The sequence below is a fragment of the Chitinophaga pollutisoli genome (assembly GCF_038396755.1).
GTDB classification, from domain to species: Bacteria; Bacteroidota; Bacteroidia; order Chitinophagales; family Chitinophagaceae; genus Chitinophaga; species Chitinophaga pollutisoli.
Genome location: NZ_CP149822.1, coordinates 5,770,178 through 5,791,415 on the forward strand (window position 1 = coordinate 5,770,178; position 21,238 = coordinate 5,791,415).

At 54.5% G+C, this 21,238-nt stretch carries 11 protein-coding genes and 1 pseudogene; 10 read left to right on the forward strand and 2 right to left on the reverse strand.

Annotation, left to right across the window (positions count from 1 at the left end):
• Window positions 1-20: 20 nt before the first annotated feature.
• A pseudogene (gene leuC, locus WJU16_RS26210) lies at window positions 21-1,428 on the reverse strand (3-isopropylmalate dehydratase large subunit).
• A gap of 602 nt (window positions 1,429-2,030) precedes the next feature.
• Between leuC and WJU16_RS24610 the strand changes: the two are divergent.
• Entirely contained in the window at window positions 2,031-2,252 is a 222-nt protein-coding gene (locus WJU16_RS24610) for a hypothetical protein (RefSeq protein WP_341836008.1), read from the forward strand.
• Window positions 2,253-2,543: 291 nt separating this feature from the next.
• Here WJU16_RS24610 and WJU16_RS24615 read toward each other — a convergent pair whose 3' ends face one another.
• Window positions 2,544-5,051, reverse strand: a complete 2,508-nt coding sequence (locus WJU16_RS24615) for a hypothetical protein (protein WP_341836009.1) — start codon at window positions 5,049-5,051, stop codon at window positions 2,544-2,546.
• Window positions 5,052-5,379: 328 nt separating this feature from the next.
• Between WJU16_RS24615 and WJU16_RS24620 the strand changes: the two genes are divergently transcribed.
• From WJU16_RS24620 to WJU16_RS24660, 9 genes are all read left to right on the forward strand, one after another.
• Entirely contained in the window at window positions 5,380-7,566 is a 2,187-nt protein-coding gene (locus tag WJU16_RS24620; protein WP_341836010.1) for a GH92 family glycosyl hydrolase, read from the forward strand.
• A gap of 156 nt (window positions 7,567-7,722) precedes the next feature.
• A complete protein-coding gene (locus WJU16_RS24625; protein WP_341836011.1) occupies window positions 7,723-10,863 on the forward strand; it encodes a TonB-dependent receptor in 3,141 nt (1,046 codons plus the stop codon).
• 11 nt (window positions 10,864-10,874) lie between these two features.
• Entirely contained in the window at window positions 10,875-12,767 is a 1,893-nt protein-coding gene (locus tag WJU16_RS24630) for a RagB/SusD family nutrient uptake outer membrane protein (protein WP_341836012.1), read from the forward strand.
• Window positions 12,768-12,787: 20 nt separating this feature from the next.
• The gene (locus WJU16_RS24635) at window positions 12,788-13,483 is read left to right on the forward strand and encodes a DUF3823 domain-containing protein (RefSeq protein ID WP_341836013.1); all 696 of its coding nucleotides are present in this window, start codon (window positions 12,788-12,790) and stop codon (window positions 13,481-13,483) included.
• Between the two features lie 54 nt (window positions 13,484-13,537).
• Entirely contained in the window at window positions 13,538-14,863 is a 1,326-nt protein-coding gene (locus tag WJU16_RS24640) for a glycoside hydrolase family 71/99-like protein (RefSeq protein ID WP_341836014.1), read from the forward strand.
• Between the two features lie 192 nt (window positions 14,864-15,055).
• The gene (locus WJU16_RS24645) at window positions 15,056-15,829 is read left to right on the forward strand and encodes a hypothetical protein (protein WP_341836015.1); all 774 of its coding nucleotides are present in this window, start codon (window positions 15,056-15,058) and stop codon (window positions 15,827-15,829) included.
• Between the two features lie 124 nt (window positions 15,830-15,953).
• The gene (locus WJU16_RS24650; RefSeq protein WP_341836016.1) at window positions 15,954-17,144 is read left to right on the forward strand and encodes a DUF1343 domain-containing protein; all 1,191 of its coding nucleotides are present in this window, start codon (window positions 15,954-15,956) and stop codon (window positions 17,142-17,144) included.
• A gap of 811 nt (window positions 17,145-17,955) precedes the next feature.
• Window positions 17,956-20,019, forward strand: coding sequence for a SusC/RagA family TonB-linked outer membrane protein (locus WJU16_RS24655; protein ID WP_341836017.1), 2,064 nt, complete (start codon window positions 17,956-17,958; stop codon window positions 20,017-20,019).
• Window positions 19,968-21,233, forward strand: a complete 1,266-nt coding sequence (locus WJU16_RS24660; protein ID WP_341836018.1) for a TonB-dependent receptor domain-containing protein — start codon at window positions 19,968-19,970, stop codon at window positions 21,231-21,233. The genes WJU16_RS24655 and WJU16_RS24660 overlap by 52 nt, the downstream gene beginning before the upstream one ends.
• Window positions 21,234-21,238 lie beyond the last annotated feature (5 nt).

Here is a 21,238-nt window from a genome sequence, read left to right on the forward strand (position 1 = left end):
TGTCTCTGCGTTTGAAAAGATTAAGCGATGAGGTCTCTCGGGTCGGTCACCACGCCGGTAACTGCTGCTGCGGCGGCAACGAGGGGCGATGCGAGCAAGGTGCGCGCGCCGGGGCCCTGGCGGCCTTCGAAGTTGCGGTTGCTGGTGCTCACGGCGTATTTGCCGGCCGGGATCTTGTCGTCGTTCATGGCCAGGCAGGCGGAGCATCCGGGCTGGCGCAGCTGGAAGCCGGCTTCCGTCAGGATGTCGAAAATGCCTTCTTCCCGGATCTGTGCTTCCACGATGTGGGAGCCGGGTACGATCCAGGCGGTTACATGGTCGGCTTTTTTACGCCCTTTCACGATGGAAGCGAACGCGCGGAAATCCTCGATGCGGCCGTTGGTGCAGGAGCCGATGAATACATAATCGATCTTTTTGCCGAGCATCGCGTCATTTTCATGGAAGCCCATGTAATCGAGGGATTTCTCGTAGCTGGCTTTGCTGCCACCTGCGGCCGCCGCCGTGGGGATGCGCTGGGAAATACCCATGCCCATGCCGGGGTTGGTGCCGTATGTGATCTGCGGCTCGATGTCGGCCGCGGCGTAATCGTACACGACGTCGAATGCCGCGCCTTCGTCGGTTTTGAGCGTTTTCCAGTAAGCGAGCGCCTTGTCCCAGGCTTCGCCCTGCGGGGCTTTCTCACGGCCTTTGATATAAGCGAAGGTAGTTTCGTCCGGCGCGATCATGCGCGCCGCGGGCGCCCATCTCGATCGACATATTACAAACCGTCATACGGCCTTCCATGCTCATTTCGCGGAACACTTCTCCGGCGTATTCGATGAAATAACCGGTAGCGCCTGCGGCGGTGAGCTGGGCGATGATATAGAGAACAACGTCTTTAGGAGTTACGCCTTTCCCGAGTTTGCCATTCACGTTGATGAGCATTTTCTTCGGTTTGGGCTGCATGATGCACTGGGAAGAGAGCACCATTTCCACTTCCGAGGTGCCGATGCCGAATGCGATGGCGCCGAAGGCTCCGTGGGTGGAAGTGTGGGAGTCGCCGCAAACGATGGTCATCCCCGGGAGGGTGATCCCGTTTTCGGGCCCAACTACGTGCACGATGCCGTTTTTCGGGTTACCGAGGCCCCAGTGGGAGATGCCGTATTTGGCGGAATTGGTTTCCAGCGCTTTGAGCTGATTAGCGGACAAGGGGTCCGATACCGGCAGGTGCTGGTTAATGGTTGGAGTGTTGTGGTCCGCGGTGGCGAAGGTTTTGTGCGGGAACATCACCTGCAACCTGCGGTTTTCGAGCCCAAGGAAAGCCACGGGGCTGGTCACTTCGTGGATAAAATGCCGGTCGATGAAAAACACATCCGGCCCGTCTTCAATTTTCCGGACTACATGCGCATCCCATACTTTGTCAAATAATGTAGCGGGTTGTTGGCTCATTTTTTACGATTTATGTAATGTAACTGTAAAATTGTTAAAAAATATTTACATTTTCTCGATTTTTTCTTGGGATGCTCTAATCCGGGCGGGGATTTGACAATTGGGTGAAAGTAGGGTGGGGTGGAAAGTTTTTTCCAAATCCTGGATTTGCAGCAATGGTTGCGAATTGTCATTAAACTGTTGTGAGGAATAGAAAGTTTGAAGATTAGACAAACGTCTTTTGCAAAGGACGTTCGTCTTATTGCCTTAACCCGGGATATTATTTATCATTTCTACCCTCTTTCTGGTAATGCACCCAGTTCTGCCCGGCGGAGCGTATGAGCGGCAGCTACTGCATGGCATAATAATATTGGCGATTGGCTTCCAGGTATTGCAGGTGGTTGCATTCGTGGCGATATGCCAGCACGCGGCTTTCCACGTGTTTGGCCATGGCGCCACCCGGGGAAGAACTATCGGCAAGCGGTGAAGGAGTTGATGCGATAGTTTTTTGTTTCCCCTAATCGCGGGTTATCAAGATGAAATTCTTGCTGCAAGGGTGCATTAAATTTTAGTATTTTTAAATGCATCTGCCGTCATTTCATTATTTACCAATTCTAGCTGTTATGGGAACAATTCTGACAGTCATCCTGGAAGGTTTTTTCGTCTACCTGTTCAAATATCCCGGCGCCTTCGTCCGCTGGATCATCACCGGCCGTCGCAGGCCCTTCCAGGAAATATTGAAAGGAAACTGGTACCTGAACGGATGGATTGGGCTGCTCACCATGCTCCTGCTCGTATTTACAGTTGTATGTTCGTTTATTATCGTGTTTGAAATTATACTGTAAAATGATGGATCCGGATAAGTACGCCAACACTTGGCATATAGTTGCAAGTTCGTTGATTGCAAACTCCGAATTGCTATAATGTATAGTTTCAATACTAAAGCTTATCTTCTTATATACTTACGTTAAACTACAATCACGGCCAATAATACAACCAGGCCAATCAAGGCAACTCCCGCCGGCGTTAATCTGAATGTCACAAAATCCTTTTGTTTTTCAGTTGTAAATTCTAAGCATTGAGACAATGAATCTTTCATGCCGTTTATAGATTCGGTATCTGGATTTGAAGATGCTTTAATGCTGCAGTACCTCCACAAATGGTGTCCCGAATTCCTGCCCGTAGTTTTCCCGGTACTCTTTCGCAAACTTCTCATAAGCATCCCGCGCCAGGCTGTGCCGTCCCAGTTGGTTCAGGCTCCGGCATTTGTACGCCAGCGCCTCCTCATTCAGATGGTCGAACCCGAAAATCGCATTTGCCGCCCGGAGGATGAAATCCGCCTCGGCATGCTTGTCGGCTGAAGACATATACCGCAACAACACATCGCTCACCGTGCCTGCGATCTGAAATTTCACATCGTCGAGCCACTCGTAATGGGTTGTCCGCAGGAATGCCCCGCGCTGAACGATCTCCAGCAAAGCCGCGACCGTCTGCTTGTCCGGCGCCTCGCCCGCGGGGCGTTGCGTCAGCTTCACAAATGCCGCATAATCGATGTAAGCCGAATCTGCCAAAATCTCCAGCCTCCAGCGCCCGGGCTCTTTACCGGCGTGGAACCCGCCGATCTTCTCCAACACGCCTTTCAGCTTCACCAAATTCACCGAAAAGTTGTTCTTCGCGTCTTTCGGCGATTTATCGCTCCAGAGCGCTTCGTACAGCGAGTCTGAAGAAATCCCCTTGCTGTCTTTCATCGAATGCACGATCAGCAACAGAAATAATTCCTTCAGCAAAGGCGTAAACTGCTTCGTGATATCGTTCCCCTCCCGGTCAAACGCCTCGAACTGCCCGAACAGGAACACGGCAGACTTCTCCGGCAAACGCGCCGCCGGTTCCAGCGGCATTTCGTGATGGACAACCTCCTTCGGTTCCTCCGTCCGCACCACCTTCTTTTTCTTCCTGAACACCACAAACAAAACAAGCGCCACAGGAACCAGGAGCAGCCATAAGCGCCGGTCAGCCTTTCGCTCGGGTACCGCCGGCTGCAATGCGTTCGGCGGAAAATCCAGCGACCACGCCCGCACACCGGACACACTGTCCTTATTATTATATATCGTAACCGCAATCAGCTGCTGGCTTTGCGGACTGTAATACAAGTCCGCAAACGACCCGATGTCGTAAAATTGGTATGGCAACGAATCCCCCATCAGCCGGAACTCCGGCTCCGACAAGGAGCCGCGTACCAACTGGAGGCTCGACTGGAACCTGTCTGTCGGGTAAATCAACCCGTAATATTCCCGGCTGGCGGAATCTATAATGAGACTGTTCGCGAAACAAAAATGATGCTCGGGCTGGGGGAGTGTATACAAATGCTTAAACGTCCCCGACTGCACGCTGTACGCCAGCATGTCGTACGTGAAGCGGGGATTCACCGCCTGGTCGCCCGTATTGCTGCCGTACCCGCCGATGATGAACGCCGTATCGCCCGCGGCATTGAGCCCCAGCCCCGCTAGGTAACGCGGCGAAAAAGGGTCGCCGGTTGCGGGAACGGAATCCCAGCGGTTGTCGCGGAAACGGTAGCGCTGGACCGTATTCTTATAATGCAGCTGGCCGTAACCACTTATGATATACAGACTGCTGTCGGCCGGAGCATAGAATTTATTCGCCTGCCACCACTCCGTAAGCTCGGTGGCGTAAAAGGTATTGGACCAGCGGTCGCTGCCCGGGGTGAGGGTGGCCACTTTCTTTTCGTCGATGTAGAAATTGAGGATGCGGTGCGAATGGGGATCGTACACCGACTGGTTACCCGCCGGGAGGATGCGGTTGCCGCGCCCTGCGGGATCGGCGCGGAGGGCGCCGTTGCGGAGCGAGTAGGTGAACAGCGTATCGTCGGTCACGACGTAGAGCAGATCATCGCGTTCGTTGTAAGCTAAGCTGGGGGTGCCGGTGGTTTCGAGGGTGAGGCGGTTCTGCCATTGCTGGTGGCGGGGCTTGATCCATACAGGGTTGGTGGCCCTGGCTGGCGTGCCTTTTGCTTCGTCACGGGCTTCCTGGCCGGAGGATTCGTTCAGCGGATAGGAGCGGGCAATGGTGCCGTTTTCGCGCAGGCGCACGTCGCGCAGGCGCATAGGCGGCACATCCAGCGTCTGGAACCCTTCGTGCTTGATGGCCCCGAAAAAGATCCGCGCGCAGGAACCTTTCTTAAAAGGCATCCTGCCACTGCCGGCCGGTTTGTCGTTGCAATAAAACGCCGCCGTTTGCGTCCCCGCATCCAGCACCACCCGCAGCCGGAGCCACTGGCCCGTCAGCAATGAGCTGTCGAGCGGAGCGCTGCCTGTTATCTTTTCCCCGATCACGAAATGAATGGTCATCGTCCGCTGGTTGTACACCAGGTCGATATTCTGACGGTCTTCGGTCAACATCCGCAGAATATATCCGAAATACGTTTCAAGATGAGGGCGGAAGGCGAGCTGAAAGGCAAGTTCCGTTTGCCCGTCTTTCAGGCAATAGGGCGCTCCGGGGGTGAGGTCGAGCGCCGTGCGGTGCTCGGGCACCACTTCATGACTGGAGAATTCCAGTCCGTGCGATTGGCTCATCACGGCAAACCCCTGGCACAAACAGGCAATGATACAATATATATACTTCCTCATGGGAGGCGCGAAGTCTTGGTTGAAATGATTACGTGGACGTCTGTTTTACACTTATCGATCCTATGCTAACTGATCCGTCTTAAAGGAACAAAAAATTGGGGAATAAACGCAGATACGCACTGTGATTTCCGGAAAAGTAGCGCGTGAAAGGATGAAAATCTACAGAAATGACGAAGAATTGAAGAAATTAATATATTGGTTAATGGCAATAAATCAATATGTTGTAAAATATTTGAAAATTAATTTCCCGGTTAGTGGTTTCGTTAATGGGTTTGTTAGTGGGTTGCGGGTTACTTGCATCAACATTCAACAATTCCACGAAACGGATATGAAAAAAACGATGCAATTCCTCCTGGCGGGCAGTCTGTTGATGCCGGCATGCCATGCGCAGGTATCTAACGAACCGGCTTACCTGCAAAGCGTAGATCCTACGATCGGGTCGGTTGGGGCTTTGCTGGAGCCGACGCGGCCCACCGTGCAGCTGCCCAACCAGATGATCCGGTTTACGCCGCAAAGAAAAGATTTCCTGGACGACCAGATTTCCAGCTTCCCGCTCAACGTGGTATCGCACCGTCTCGGCCAGGTGTTCGCCATCAAGCCGAATACTTTCCCGGTGGCCCCGGAACGCTGGCGCGCCAGACAGACCTGGGATCATGCGCTGGAGGTGAACCGCCCCTGGTATTATTCCACTTACCTGGTAGATGAGGAAATAAAAGTAGAATTTACGGCGGGAAAGAAAACGGGAATTTTCCGGTTTACGTTCCCGGAAGGCAAAACCAAATCTTTGCTGCTCGATGTGTATAACCAGGGGCCCTCGTCCTGGGAGTTCCTTCCCGGCAACCGTATCCGCGGGATGGAAACCTGGCAGAACGATGTGAAAGTGTACATGTACGGCGCCTTCAGCGAAGCGCCCGTTCCGGTGCAGCAGCCAGGCCCCCGCGCGGCGGCTGCTTTCCCTTCCGCCACGCGCAGCCTCGAATTCAAATACGCCATCAGCTACGTGAGCCCCGGCCAGGCGCAGCGCAACTTCGAAACCGAAGTCGCGGGCGCTTCCTTCCGGCAGCTCGCTGATAACGGACGGAAAGCCTGGGACCGGGTGATCGGGCAGATCCGGGTGGAAGGCGGTACCCCCGCGCAGCAGCGCTCTTTTTACTCCGCCCTGTACCGCTGCTACGAAAGAATGACCGACGTCACCGAAGACGGACAATATTACAGCGGCTACAGCAAACGCGTGGAGAAGGCGGACCGGCCGTTTTATGTGGACGATTGGTCGTGGGATTCCTATCTCGCCCATCATCCCCTCCGCGTCATCCTCGATCCGAAAGGGGAGGAAGACATGCTGCAATCCTACGTAAAGATGTACGAACAGAGCGGTTGGATGCCCACCTTCCCGGTGCTCTTCGGCGACCACGCCTGCATGAACGGCTTCCATTCCACCATCGTTTTCCTCGACGCCTGGCGCAAAGGGCTCCGCAATTACGATATCGAACAGGCTTATGCCGGGATGCGCAAGAACGCGGTCAGCGCCACCATGCTGCCATGGCGCAACGGTGAAAAAACGGTGCTCGACGATTTCTACTACGAGAAAGGTTATTTCCCCTCCCTCGCGCCGGGTGAGAAGGAGCCGGTGGATAAAGTACATTCCTTCGAGAAGCGGCAGGCCGTGGCCGTAACCCTTGGCAACGCCTACGACGATTGGGCGTTGGCACAACTGGCTGGCGACCTCGGTAAAATTTCCGATACAGCCCTCTTCGCGCCGCGCGGGCGCAACTTCCATCATCTCTGGCATCCGGAGAAGAAGATGTTCCTGCCGAAAGACGACCAGGGCAACTGGATCCCCATCGATCCGAAATTCGACGGCGGCATGGGCGGCCGCGATTATTACGATGAGAACAACGGCTGGACCTACATGTGGCAGGTGCAGCAGGACATTCCCGCCCTCATCGCCCTCAATGGCGGCCCGGCGGCGTTCGAAGCGCGCCTCGACCAGTTGTTCCGCGAAGGCCTCGACCGCTCGAAATACGAATTCTGGAGCAAATTCCCCGATGCCACGGGGCTCGTGGGGCAGTTCTCCATGGGCAACGAACCAAGTTTTCATATTCCATTCCTCTACAATTTCACCGCCTCGCCCTGGAAAACGCAAAAACGCACCCGCTTTCTGCTCGACACCTGGTTTGCAGACAACATCTTCGGCATCCCCGGCGATGAAGACGGCGGCGGCATGTCGGCCTTCGTGGTGTTTGCGAGCATGGGCTTTTATCCGGTTACGCCCGGTATTCCGGAGTATACCATCACCAGCCCGGTGTTCAGCAACGTGGCGATAAGCCTGCAGAACGGGAAAACCTTCCGGGTGTCGGCGCCGAAAAATTCCACCGTCAATAAATATATCCAAAGCGCGCGCTTTAATGGCAAACCGCTGACCCGGCTCAGCTTCACGCACACCGACCTGATGGCCGGCGGGCACCTGGAACTGGAGATGGGACCGCTGCCGAACAAAAAGCTGGGCGCAGAATAAAAAGATATTCCGACAGCATTAATTAACCAAGATCAACATCCCCTTATGCGCTATGCAAACACGTTTCCACCCTGATCCGGTCCCGGCCGCACGTCCGGCAACCGGCATGAACACTTATCATCCTTTCCAAATGAACAGCATGAAAACATTTACGTTATGAAGAAATTCCATTTACTACTGATGCTGCTTTTCCTATTGCCCGCGTACCTGGTCGCCCAGCAAAAGGCGATCAGCGGGAAGGTACGGGAAAGCAAAGACGGCACTCCGCTGCCGGGCGTTAGCGTCTACACCACTGACGCTGCCGGCAAAAGGCACGGCGTAACCACCGATGCCCGCGGCGAATACCTCATCCAGGTTCCGGCAAACACCACCCAGCTTACGTTTGCGTTCCTGGGCATGGTGAGCGTTACCGAAACGATCGGTAACAGGACAACCATCGACGTGGTGCTTACTTCCACCGAAGAGCAGCTCGCCGGCGTGGTGGTGGTAGGTTACGGTACGAAAAGAAAAGAAGTGGTAACCGGCGCGGTGAGCAACATCACCGGCAAGGAAATCCAGACGACCACCAACATCAGTTTGGCCCAAAAGCTCCAGGGCAAGGTGGCCGGCCTTCAGATCCGCCAGCTGGGCGGTGAGCCGGGTACTTTCAACAACATGATAAACATCCGCGGCTTCGGTACGCCGCTCTTCGTGATCGACGGGATCGCCCGCGACGGCGCCAGCGAGTTCCAGCGCCTTAACCCGGATGATATCGAAAGCGTGAGTTTCCTCAAAGACGCATCCGCGGCCATTTACGGTTTGCGCGCCGCCAACGGCGTGGTGATCGTGACGACCAAGAAAGGCGCCTCCGGCAAAGCGAACTTCAACTACGCCGGCGTGGTCGGCGTCATGAAACCCACCGACGTGCCCCGTATGGCCAACGCGGGCGAATGGATGCAGATGCGCAACGAAGCAGACATCTTCAGCCTGGGCACACCCTTCCTGCCGAAGGACGAACTCCAGAAATGGATCAACGCCGAACCCGGTTACGAAAGCACCGACTGGTACGCCGCGGCCATGAAGAACACCGCCATGCAGCAACAACATAACCTGTCGGCCTCCGGCGGGAATGAAAAAACGCAATACTTCTTCAGCTTCGGCTACGCCGACGAAAACTCCCTGCTGCGCAGCAACGACATGTGGTACAAGCGCTTCAACCTTCGGTCCAACATCACCACCATGCTGCACCGCAACCTGAAAGCGGAACTGCTCATCGCAGGGCGGTACGACAACCGGACGGTGCCGGGAGAAAACTTCTTCAACATCTTTAAAGGCACCCGCGTTTCGCTGCCTACCGACCGCGTATACGCCAACAACAACCCGGAGTACCCCAGCGTGGTGGCGCCCAGCAATCAAAATCCGGTGATCCTCAGCCAGCGAGATATCACAGGCTACAACGAAAGCGTGACCCGCAACGTGCAGGCCACGGGGTCGCTCACGTATACCGTTCCCTTCGTGGAGGGCCTGAGCCTGCGCGGGGTGGCGGCTTACGATATGACCAGCTACGCCAATAAAGACCTCAGCAAAACATACGACCTGTATAAATTCGTGAACGGCCAGTATCTGAAAGAGCGCCAGCGCGACGGCAACGGGTCTATCTCCAACAACTACGGCAATGGCAACCGCGTAACGCTGCAAGGGCAGGCCAACTATGTACGCACCTTCGCGGCGGACCACAACGTAGCGGCCACGTTCGTAGTAGAGCAGCAGCAGTTTTGGGGACGGGACGCATGGCTGCGCCGGTATTATGATTTCTACACCAACGACCAGATCGACCGTGCAGGCCGCGCCCGGCAGGAGAATTCGGGGATGGAGAATGAATTCGCCAACCTGTCGTACATCGGCCGGTTGTCGTACGACTACAAACGCAAATACATCGTGGAGTTCGCGTTCCGCGAAGACGGTTCCTACCGCTACCACCCTGATCGCCGCTGGGGCTTCTTCCCGGTGGTAACGGGCGGATGGCGCTTGTCCGAAGAGCCGTTTATCCAGCGCGCGCTGCCGGTAATCTCGAACCTGAAACTGGATGCGTCGTATGGTTCCGTCGGTGAAGACGCGGGCGCGCCGTTCCAGTACATCGCCGGTTTCTCGACGGAGGGCGGCGGATCGTATGAGTTCGCCAACGGATCGCTGACCAGCGGCGCTTCTTCGCCGGGCATCACCAACGAAAGGCTGACATGGTTCACTTCCAAAATCATCAACATCGGCATCGACCTCGGATTGTTCCAAAATAAATTCACCCTCGAATTCGACGTATACCGCCGGAACAGGACGGGCCTGCTGGCGCGCAGGAACGTGAGCCTGCCCAATACCTTCGGCGGCACCCTGCCGGAAGAAAACATCAACAGCGACCGCGTGCAGGGTTTCGATTTCACGGTAGGGCATAACAACCGGATAGGGGAGTTCCAGTATAACATCTCCGGCAACTTCAACTATTCCCGTATCATGAACCTGTATCAGGAAGGCGACCTGCCGCGCAACAGTTTTGAGCGCTGGCGCAACGGGCGTACCAACCGGTACAACGATATCGTATGGGGGCATACTTACCTCGGCCAGTTCCAGAACCAGTCCGAAATCGACCACTATCCGATGCAGGGCGGCGACCTCGCCAATACGCGCGAGCTGCCCGGCGATTTCAAATACCAGGATACCAACAACGACGGCGTGATCAACGACGGCGACCTGTTGCCGCTCTGGCTGGGGCAAAACGGTACCAACGACAACCAGAACCCCAGCGGCAAAAATCCCAAGATCAACTACGGCTTAACGTTAGGCGCGAGTTACAAAGGGTTTGACATGAACGTCCTCTTCCAGGGAGCCGCCATGTACACCGTGCGCTTCAGTGAAGTATACGCCGAAGTGCTGGCCTTCCGCGGGAATACGCCCGCTTACTTCTTCGACCGCTGGCATAAAGCCGATCCTTACGATCCCTCCAGCGAATGGATCGCCGGCAAATGGCCCGCCACCCGGTTCAACCACAACGTGGGTATGATGTACGCCGAAAGCTCCGTTTGGCGCCGCAAGGCTTCGTATCTCCGCCTCAAGAGCCTCGAACTGGGATACACCGTGCCCGCGAAGCTCTACCGCAGGGCAGGCCTCGAACGCATCCGCGTATACGCCAGCGGCTTCAACCTGTTCACTTTCGCCGATTCGTTCGTGAAACCCTTCGATCCCGAAAGGCTCGAAGGCCTCTTCAACGCCGGGTTCAACTATCCCCTCATGCGGACCTACAACTTCGGTATTAACGCAAACTTCTAAAACGGGACATTATGCAGACCTTTCCTAAAATACTAACATGCCTGCTGGCCGTAATGCTCTTCAGCTGCAAGTCGGTGCTGGACCTCAAGCCCACCGACAAGATCCTGGCCGAAGACCTCTTCGGCGATCCCGAAGGCGTGAAACTTTACATGGCCAATCTTTATTACCAGCTGCCGATGGAAGATTTTGCTTACTTCCGCGCCGGTTTCAACCAGAACGGCGGCGATCCCAATAACGGCGGATTCGCGCCGGCCATGGTGACTGACGAAGCCGTGCATTCAGAATTCGGCGACTTCGTGGGCGACGGAGATTTCCATTGGTGGGACCAGGGCTACAAGCTCATCCGCGACGTCAACCTCCTGGCAGACGCCATTCCCACCCTGCAGATCATCGAAGCCGATAAAAAGAAACTCACCGGCGAGAGCGCCTTCATCAAAGCCTTTGCCTATTTCGCACTGGCAAAACGTTACGGCGGCGTTCCCCTCATCAAACAAACCCAGCAGTACACCGGCGACGTGGAAAGCCTCAAAGTGCCGCGCAGCACGGAAAAAGCGACCTGGGACTATGTAATGGAGCTCTGCGACCAGGCTATCGACAACCTCGAGCCCGGAGACGGCAAGAGCCGCCGCGTAACCAAATACACCGCCGCCGCGCTGAAATCCCGCGCCGCGCTCCACGCCGCTTCCGTGGCCAAATTCTGGAGCAGGGCGCCTATGTCGGGGCCCGCGGTGACAGACAAGCTCGTAGGCATGACCGCCGGTGACGCCGCCGCGTATTACACCGCCTGCATCCAGGCCAGCGAGCTTATCATCAATTCCGGCGCTTTCGCGCTGTACGGCGCCAATCCCGCTTCGCCGGAAGAAGCGGCGGAAAATTACCGCATGCTGTTTGCCAATCCGAACGGCGGCGACAAGGAAACCATTCTCATCAAAGGCTTCACCCTGCCGGGCAACCTCACGGGGCATAATTACGACATCTGGTACCAGCCGGCGCAATCCGCCAACGGCTGGCCGCACCCGGGCCGCATGAATCCCACGCTCGACCTGGTGGACCTCTACGAACGGTACGATAACCCGGGACAATCAGCGCCCGTAGTAACCACCACCGAAGGCGACATCAACGATTACGGCGGGTTCAACGCCGGCCTGCATTATATCCAGTACGATTCTCCCAACGATATCTTCAAGGGTAAAGACGCGCGCCTGTGGGGAACGGCCATCCTGCCCGGCACGCCCTGGAAAGGAACGCCCATCATCATCCAGGCCGGTTACGTGCTGCCGAATGGCCAGGCCGTGGTACGCACCAAAGCGGAAACCACCATCAACGGCACCACTTACTACACCTACGGCGCAGCCAATACTTCGCAGTACTCCGGTTTCGATTCTTATGGCGGGAACAATACGCGGACGGGTTTTTCCTTTAAGAAGTTCATGAACCACGCCGCACCCGTTATGGCAGGCTGGAACCAGAGCACGACCGATTACATCGAGTTCCGTTATGCTGAAGTGCTACTCAACTATGCGGAAGCCGTTGTGGAAAGCGGTACTGGAAACGCCGCTGAAGCCGCGAAGGCGCTGAACGACATCCGCCGCCGTGCGGGCCATACCACCGCCATCCCGCTGACTGTAGCTAATGTGCAAAGGGAAAGGAGAGTGGAGCTGGCTTTCGAAAACAAGCGATTCTGGGATCTCATCCGCCGCCGCGAATTCCATACCGAGTTCAACAACCGGCTGCTGCATTCCATCCTGCCCCTGCAGGACCTCCGCGCGCTGCCGGCTACCAAATACATTTTTGTGCGCGTGGTAGTGCCCAACAGCAACCCGAAGACTTTCCCCGAACGCTCCTATTACCGTTACATCCCCGGCATCGCGGGTAACGGACTGGTAAATAACCCGCAGTATTGATCCGTTTAAACATCACGATTATGAAAAGAACCGCATTTATAGTAGGATTAGGCTTGCTGCTCACGGGGATGGCCGCATGCGAGAAAGACAATTACGACGCCCCGGACGCCGCGCTCTACGGCAATATCTACGACGCCGGCACCAAAACGCTACTGGAACAGGACGTAATCCGTGGATCAGTGGTGGAGCTGAAAGAACACGGGTGGGACAACGTGCAGCCGCAATGGCTCATTTTCAAAACCGACGGCTCCTACGAAAATTCGCTCCTGTTCGAAGCCAATTATACCGTGGCGCCCGTGCGGGGGAACTTCATCCCGGTGGAGCCGCAGGATGTGCGCATCGCAGGCCGTACCCAGCTGGATTTCAATGTTACGCCATACATCCGCATTGTCAGTCCCACGATTACGCGCACCGGCAACCTGGTAACCGCAACTTTTCAACTGCAGCAGCAGGTGACCAACAACGTCCGCAAGATCGGGCTGTATGCACACAGTGATTTCAGGGTAGGGGAAACGCTCCGGCTCACCGCCGCCGAGCAGGACATCAACGCCGTGACGGACCCCGCCACCACGTATACCCTCACCATCGACCTGAACGCGCCTAACGTCCGCGATATCCTCAAGCCCGGACGCACATACTATTTCCGCATCGGCGCGCTCATCGACGCGGTGGAATCCAAACCGAATTATGCGAAAGCCGTGTCTTTCGATCTGTAAACCTTTGCCTGCGGAGATGCCCTTCTCCGCAGGCATTCATGCTTCCGAACGATTATGAAGAGTTTTTTCTTTTCCGCATTGGCCATTATCGCGCTGAGCTGCGCTAAAAAAAGCGGCGGCAACGGCCAGGAACCGCCTCCGCCCACACCGCCCGTCAAGGAAATCGTGTACGACGAAACCGGCTGCCTCTACACCGCTTACGATAACCTCGTGATGGCAGGTTACCAGGGATGGTTCGCCGCCCAGGGCGACGGCTCCGACCGTGGCTGGTATCACCTCGGCATGGGCCACTGCGGCGGCTTCAAACCGGGATGCTCCGCGGTGGACTTCTATCCGGACATGTCCGAATACACGCAGAAATATAAAACGGATTTCAAATACGCTGACGGAACGGACGCGTATATGTTCAGTCCATACGACGAAACCACGGTAGACCTGCACTTCAAATGGATGAAGGATTACGGGATCGACGGCGTGTTCATGCAGCGCTTTGTGGTGGAAGTGAAGGAATCCAACCCGAAAGGCAAGCGCCATTTCAACAAAGTGCTCGAAAACGCGCTGAAAGCCGCGAAGAAGCACGGTCGCGCCATTTGCGTGATGTACGACCTCAGCGGTTGCGGGCCGGAAGACGTGGCATATATCGAGCAGGATTGGAAAGAACTGCAGTCCACCTTCAACCTGTTCGACAATAAAACACATCCCACTTACCTGCGGCACAACAAGAAGCCGCTGATGGTGCTTTGGGGCGTGGGTTTCAACGACAACCGCCGCTATACCACCGCCAATGTAGATCAGTTGGTGGGGAAGCTGAAAGGGCCGGAAAAGCGGGTGTCCGTCATGCTCGGCGTACCGTATTACTGGCGCAGCATGAAAAACGACACGGAAAACAATCCCGCGTTGCATGCGCTGATTAAGAAATCCGATATCATCATGCCCTGGGCGGTAGGCCGTTACAGCAGCGGGAACTATGCGCAGGTAGCCGGCGTGGAGCTGGCCGCGGATATCCAGTGGTGTAAAAACAACAACGTATCGTATGTGCCCCTGGCGTTCCCCGGGTTCAGCTGGGGCAACCTGAAAAACGATCCCGCGCAGTACAACTCCATCCCGCGGCTGAAAGGCGACTTTCTGTGGCAGCAGGTGGCCGGCGCGAAGATCTCCGGGGCGAAATCGCTGTACGTGGCCATGTTCGACGAAATCGACGAAGGCACGGCGATCTTCAAATGCGCCCGGGAAGGGGAGTTGCCTTTACATGGCGACCGCCGTTTCATTGGCATTGAGGCCGACCTCCAAAGTGACCACTATCTCTGGCTGACCGGTCAGGCCGCCCGCTGGTTTCATGGCGAAGGCGGTTTTGGCGCCACCCGGCCCGTACGGAACTGAGCGGAAATATATAACTGGTGTTACACACATGCATGCCCCCCAAGGTCCGATCACGGGCTGGGGGGCTTTTCATTTCAGTTGGGCAAAACGGCATTCCGGCGGAAGAAAATATCAGTTGGGGGATGTGTATGTTCTCAAGTATCGAACAGTGGCTACTTTTACATATTGGTAACCCCTAACATTATTTCTGCCATGTTTAAAATCAGTATCGCCGTTCTGGCAACAGGGCTGCTGGCATTTTCCGCCAACAGCATCATTACCCGGCTGGGTATTTCGGATGAAGACGCCCATAAAACCATCGATCGCAACCTGCTTTCAGGTAAAATGGAGCTGATCGCGGCGTATAAAGCCAAGCAGATCCCCGCGGGCGAGCGCGCCCAGGCCGTCAAAGAGATGGGAGATTACATCAAAGCCTATGTTTCCACGCCGGAATACAAAGCGGCATACGTGGAAGAATGGGAGAAGGAAGCGCCTAAGGATGCGAACGCCAAGCTCAGGGCCGCCATCAAAAAGAGCGAGAAGGACTATCAAGAATTAGAGAAGATCCATGAAACCGCCGAAGCGGAATACAAGGCAAGCTACGCCGAAGCGCTGAAAACGATGAAAGATCTTATCAATGCCCTCAAAGACCCGAAGCACAAGATGCACAAGATCTACGTGCAGTCGATGGTAGGAGAGGTGCCTGGCCCGCCCACGGCTGCTTTCAAAGCCGAACTGGCGAAGTATGAAGAAAAGTATCCCGGCACGGTGGAAGGCATGCTCAAGCTGCGCCTGAAATCTTTCCTGGCGTTGAGCGCCGATATCGACTTCAACGCTGCGCTGGTGAAGAAAGGGAATAAAATGATTTTTGAGGACCCGGCATTGGAAAAAAGAAGCGCCGAATGGAAGCAATGTTTCCGCGCCGGGCCCGAAGCCGTGAAAGCCGCGCGTGCATACGCGGAACAATGGCTGAAGGAGCTGCCATGATCTGATGCATGATGTATGTGCCGGAAGACGCCCCCGCAACGGGGCGTCTTTGTTTTTGGAAATTATCCGGGGAAATAACGGCTGCAAGTCCTAAGTTTGTCTGAAAGGAAAGAGAAACACTACTATGAGAATATTATTTGCAATCATGACCGTGCTGGGGTTGCTGGCAGCCCCCCGCGCCAGGGCGCAACAGCCGATACTGACGGGCGCCGATCAAACGGATGTATACCTGCCCATGCTCAAAGGCAAAAGGGTGGGCCTGCTCGTCAATCCTACGTCCGTGATCGGTTCCACGCCGATAGTTGACAGTTTGCTGAAGCGCGGCGTCAACATCAAAATGATCTTCGGGCCGGAGCATGGTTTCCGTAACAACGCGAGCAACGGCGCGGAAGTGGCCGATGAGATCGATCCGCAGACGGGCATCCCGGTGGTGTCGTTATACGGCAATCGCCGCAAGCCGGAGCCAGCCCAAATGGCGGCGCTCGATGTGCTGGTGTTTGACCTGCAGGATGTGGGATGCCGGTTTTATACACTCATCAATTCCCTCCGTGAAATCATGGAAGCCTGTGCCGACGCGGGCAAGCCGCTCGTGATCCTCGACCGTCCCAACCCCAACGGTTTTGTCGACGGTCCGATCCTGGATATGTCGCTGGAATCGGGAATCGGGCGGTTCCCGGTGCCGATCGCGCATGGCATGACCATCGGAGAATTCGCGCAGATGATCAACGGACAGGGATGGATGCGCAATAAAAAGAAATGCGATATCCGGATCGTCAAGTTGAAAAATTACCGGCATGATTTGGATTACACCTTGCCGGTAGCTCCCTCACCGAACCTCAATACGCAGCAATCCATCGTGCTGTACCCTTCGCTGTGTTTATTCGAAGGCACCATTCTCAGCCAGGGCCGCGGCACGCATTTCCCGTTCACCGTGCTGGGTGCACCCGCGTTCAAAGGGAAATTCGATTTCTCCTTCACGCCGGTGAGCATCCCCGGCAAAAGCGAATCGCCGCTGCACAAAGATGTGACTTGTTATGGCCTCGACCTGCGCACGTTCGACATCACGCCCTGGCGCAAGCGTGGCCAGATCAATATCGGCTGGATGATCGAATTGTATAAAGCATATCCGAATAAAAAGGATTTCTTCAACCGCAGTCTGAGCAGCGCAATCGGTAATATCGATTATCTCGCAGGTACCCGTGATTTCCGTAAGCAGATTGAAGCGGGCGCCACGGAAGCGGAGATCCGCAAAAGCTGGGAGCCGGGGTTGAGCCGGTATAAAGTGATGCGGAAGAAATACGTATTATACCCCTGATTTTCTCATAACCACCAACTTTTCTTGAAGGCCCGGTAACGGGCCTTTTTCTATTTTTTTATAGAAGTTTTCAATACTTTAATAAATCGAAATAAAATATAACATGGATGTGCCAAGAAAAAGTAAAAAAATGGAAGTTTTAACAATATATTTGTAAGGATCGAGCGTAAACCAGAATTCAAATCGTAAAAAAACACGTATCTCATTCTCATTTTTGAAAAACACAACATCAGCGCGCCAGGATATCTGAAAACCGTTGTGGTAAGCCTGTCCGGCTGCATGTCAAAACCATATTTAATCATCACCCGCATTCGCGCGGCGCATCGCGCGAAGGGACCCGAAGAAAACTATTTCACAAAATAACATCGCGGTATTGCATACGGCAGACATGGAGAGAGAATCCACACGTTGCATACAGCTAGTCAGTTTTATTACCAGTATGGAATGATGGCATCGCTACTTTTTATGAGCATCATTCCAGGGTTATCACCGTTATCAATTTTAGGAACAAATCGAATCGAAGTATGAGGCTTATGTCTGACAGTGAAGCAAACATCCCGTAGCATTAATATATGCGGCTGCGCAAATAATCTTTTGCGGTAATCCTGAGATTTTATCATTTGAAAACGACGTGTACAACGCCGATCGGCATTGCCATGCCTGCAACCGATTGTCAAATTATAAGGAATGGTTATGATATGTTGTTTACGGGGCCCCTGAGGCCATGTTTATCCATCCCATCCTGTTCGCCGGTCCAGGATTAACCTTCCAGCCGGCACATCACATTTGCTTTTACACAAACCAAACCAATATGCTATTCCATCAATCAAAATCCCTGCAGCTGAGAAGCTGCAACCGGACGGTGAGGCGTATCGCGGGGCTCGTCCCGGCCGCACTGTCTGTCTGCCTGCTGATGGGCTACGCCTCCCAGGGTATCGCCCGGGCTCCCTACGAAGCCGCAGCCTTCGACCGTAAGATTACGGGCCGCGTAACAGACGGAACAGGCGGAGGCCTTCCCGGTGTTACGATTGCCCTCAAAGGGGCCTCTACCGGTACCGTCACCGATGTAAACGGAGAGTATTCCCTCAATGTGCCCGACACCGGCGCCGTGCTTATTTTCCGCTTTGTGGGCTACAACACCCAGGAAGTGGCAGTCGGCAGCCAGGCGCGTGTCGATGTAGTGATGACCACTTCGGCCAAAGGCCTCAACGAGCTGGTGGTAGTGGGGTATGGTACACAGAAAAAGGGTAACCTTACCGGTGCAGTCACTTCGGTGAAAGCCGAACAACTAGTGAACATGGCGCCGGCTAACCTGTCCAATACCCTTGCCGGCCGTGCGCCTGGTGTGAATGTGACCAACACATCCGGGTTGGCGGGCTCTACTGCCGGGATAAGCATCCGTGGCGCTTTTGCGGAACCTTTGTATGTAATCGACGGTGTCGTGCGTGACAAGGAAGCCTTCGACGCATTGGAGGCAGCGGAAGTTGACCAGATGAGCTTCCTGAAAGACGCTGCCACCGCCGCGGTTTACGGATCCCGAGCGGGCAACGGCGTTGTTTTGGTTACTACCAAAAAGGGCTCCATCAGCAAACCCGTTTTCAGTTTTCAAACAAACTATACTACTGCCCGGCCCACGCGCGAGCTGCTGTCTGATAAAACAACTGCAGCCGACGAGCTGACTTACCAAAACCGCGTAGCGGAGTTCTTGGGAAATGCCAAACCGAACGGACAAGACGAGTTTGACTACTTTAAAGACAAGCACTATAACGTTCACGACTTCATCTGGCAGGATCCCAGCAGCCACCGCCATTCGCTCAGCGTAACGGGGGGAAGCGATAAAATCACTTACTACTCCCTGCTCAGCTACCGTGGTGAAAAAGGTTCTTACAAAAGCCTGGACAACAGCAAGGTGAACCTACGGAGCAACGTTACCGCAAAGGTTTCGGATGCAATTAAGGTGAACCTCAACATTGCGGCCAACCAGCAGAATCTCGACCGCTTCTACTGGCCATTTACCGGAGACGATGATTTTGATGTGTCCGACCTTTACCGTGTAACTTTCAACTGGCCTAAAACTTACCCGTTCTATACCCTGGCCGATGGTACGCCGGTTAATTATGTAACGGAATTTCCTGTACAAACGCCTATGGGTAGCTGGCAGGCCTGGAGTGTAATTGACCAGGTAATCGGAAACCGTTACATAAAATCACGTAACCGCCAGCTGAATTCTATCCTCGGCATCGATGTGGATCTGGGCAAATTTGTGAAAGGGCTCAGCACGAAAGTAACGGGTAGTTACCTCGCGGAAGACAATACGCGCAAGCGTTTCCTGACCTATCAGAAGAATTATGTTTTCAATTCCAAGGACCCCGGTGGCAACCGTTTCATACCGGCTCCACCAGATCCTAACAATACCAATACTTTCACATTCAGTTCCAACCAACCTTTCCTGGACTACAACATTTCTACATGGTGGAGCTACCAGTTCAACTGGTTCCTGAATTACAACCGTAATTTTGGTAAACACGGCATAGACGCGCTTGCAGTGTATGAACAATCCGAAACGGGCGGTTCAATCGCTTATGCGCGCGGCGAAAATCCGATTACGGCTTACGATCAGTTCATTGCCTATCCTGCGGATCGCCAGTTCCGGAACTCCAGCGCCAAGGACTCTATCGGGGCTCGCCAGTCGATCATCGGCCGTGTCAACTACAACTATGATAGCCAGTATATCGCTGAATTCTCGTTCCGGTACGATGGCAATACCCTCTTCCCGAGCCATAGCCGGTGGGGATTTTTCCCTCCGCTTCCGTGGCATGGCGTGTGTCTGAAGAAAACTTCTTCAAGAATCTTACCAACGCCTTTGATGATCTGAAGCTCCGTGCTTCTTACGGGACCACCGGTAACGATCTGGATGTTGCCAATAATCGTATCACACCTTTTTCGTTCGTGAGAAAGATGGTAAACGGTGGTTCTTATATGTTCAATGACCGCCTTTACCAGGGCATTGCACCCAGTGCAACACCCAACCCGGACCTGACATGGGCTACTTCCGCATCTTACAATGCCGGTCTCGAATTCACCACGCTGCGCGGCCGCTTTAATGGTACGGTAGACGTTTTTCTTCGTAAAGAAACCGATATCCTCGGCTCGCGCCTCGTACGCCTGCCTGACAACTATGGCCAGTCGCTCGCGCCTGAAAACTATGCCGCCCGTTCCTGGAGGGGAGCGGAGTTTACATTTGAATGGCGTGACAAAGCCGCTGCCGGCAAGCTCAATTACTCCATTATCGCAAATATGGGTTATGTGAGAGATCAATGGGATGTTTTTGATGAAGCGCCTGCCCTGGGTAAAGACGGTTTGCAACAGTTCGAGTCCCGTATCGGTCGTGCGGACAAACGCATTATCGGCCTCAAATCGGAGGGACTGGTACGTACCCAGGAACAACTGGATGCACTGAAAGCCAAAGGGTTTACCACCTATGGACGCCCGCCTTATCTCGGTATGATCCTGTTTGAAGATATTCGTGGCAATAACTTCGCACCCGGCCCCGACGGGAAAATCGATGCCAACGACATGCAGTTGCTGTCTGAAAATGCGACACCTCGCATCAACTACGGCCTTGGCATTAACCTGTCTTACAAAAACTGGGCTTTACAAACCTTTTTCCAGGGGGTAACAGCTTACGACCGAGTTATCAGCAACCAGGAAGGTGCCGGCATGCGCCAACACGGCGGAGCCGTTCGTCCGTATTACCCGATCTGGGCCGACGACGTGTGGACGCCGGAAACACCGGATGCAAAATATCCCCGTCCGGTTGGCTCCAACTGGGCTGAGTCCGGAAGTATTGCCACCGATTTCTGGATCAGGAGCGGTGCTTACCTGCGTATGAAAATGTTAAACCTGGGGTACAGCCTTCCTAAGAGCTGGGTACAAACCATTGGTTTAACAAGCGCGCAACTCTATTTCAATGGCACCAACCTTTTCTCGATCTCGCCTATGAATGAATTCCATGACCCGGAACAGAAAAACTATGATTCCTTCCCGCTCATGAAAACGTTCACTGTAGGTGCGGACATCCGCTTCTAGTAAAT

Coding starts and splice junctions, on each gene's coding strand:
- WJU16_RS24610 (WP_341836008.1), top strand. CDS start 2,031: ATGGGAACAATTCTGACAGTCATCCTGGAAGGTTTTTTCGTCTACCTG.
- WJU16_RS24615 (WP_341836009.1), bottom strand. CDS start 5,051: ATGAGGAAGTATATATATTGTATCATTGCCTGTTTGTGCCAGGGGTTT.
- WJU16_RS24620 (WP_341836010.1), top strand. CDS start 5,380: ATGAAAAAAACGATGCAATTCCTCCTGGCGGGCAGTCTGTTGATGCCG.
- WJU16_RS24625 (WP_341836011.1), top strand. CDS start 7,723: ATGAAGAAATTCCATTTACTACTGATGCTGCTTTTCCTATTGCCCGCG.
- WJU16_RS24630 (WP_341836012.1), top strand. CDS start 10,875: ATGCAGACCTTTCCTAAAATACTAACATGCCTGCTGGCCGTAATGCTC.
- WJU16_RS24635 (WP_341836013.1), top strand. CDS start 12,788: ATGAAAAGAACCGCATTTATAGTAGGATTAGGCTTGCTGCTCACGGGG.
- WJU16_RS24640 (WP_341836014.1), top strand. CDS start 13,538: ATGAAGAGTTTTTTCTTTTCCGCATTGGCCATTATCGCGCTGAGCTGC.
- WJU16_RS24645 (WP_341836015.1), top strand. CDS start 15,056: ATGTTTAAAATCAGTATCGCCGTTCTGGCAACAGGGCTGCTGGCATTT.
- WJU16_RS24650 (WP_341836016.1), top strand. CDS start 15,954: ATGAGAATATTATTTGCAATCATGACCGTGCTGGGGTTGCTGGCAGCC.
- WJU16_RS24655 (WP_341836017.1), top strand. CDS start 17,956: ATGCTATTCCATCAATCAAAATCCCTGCAGCTGAGAAGCTGCAACCGG.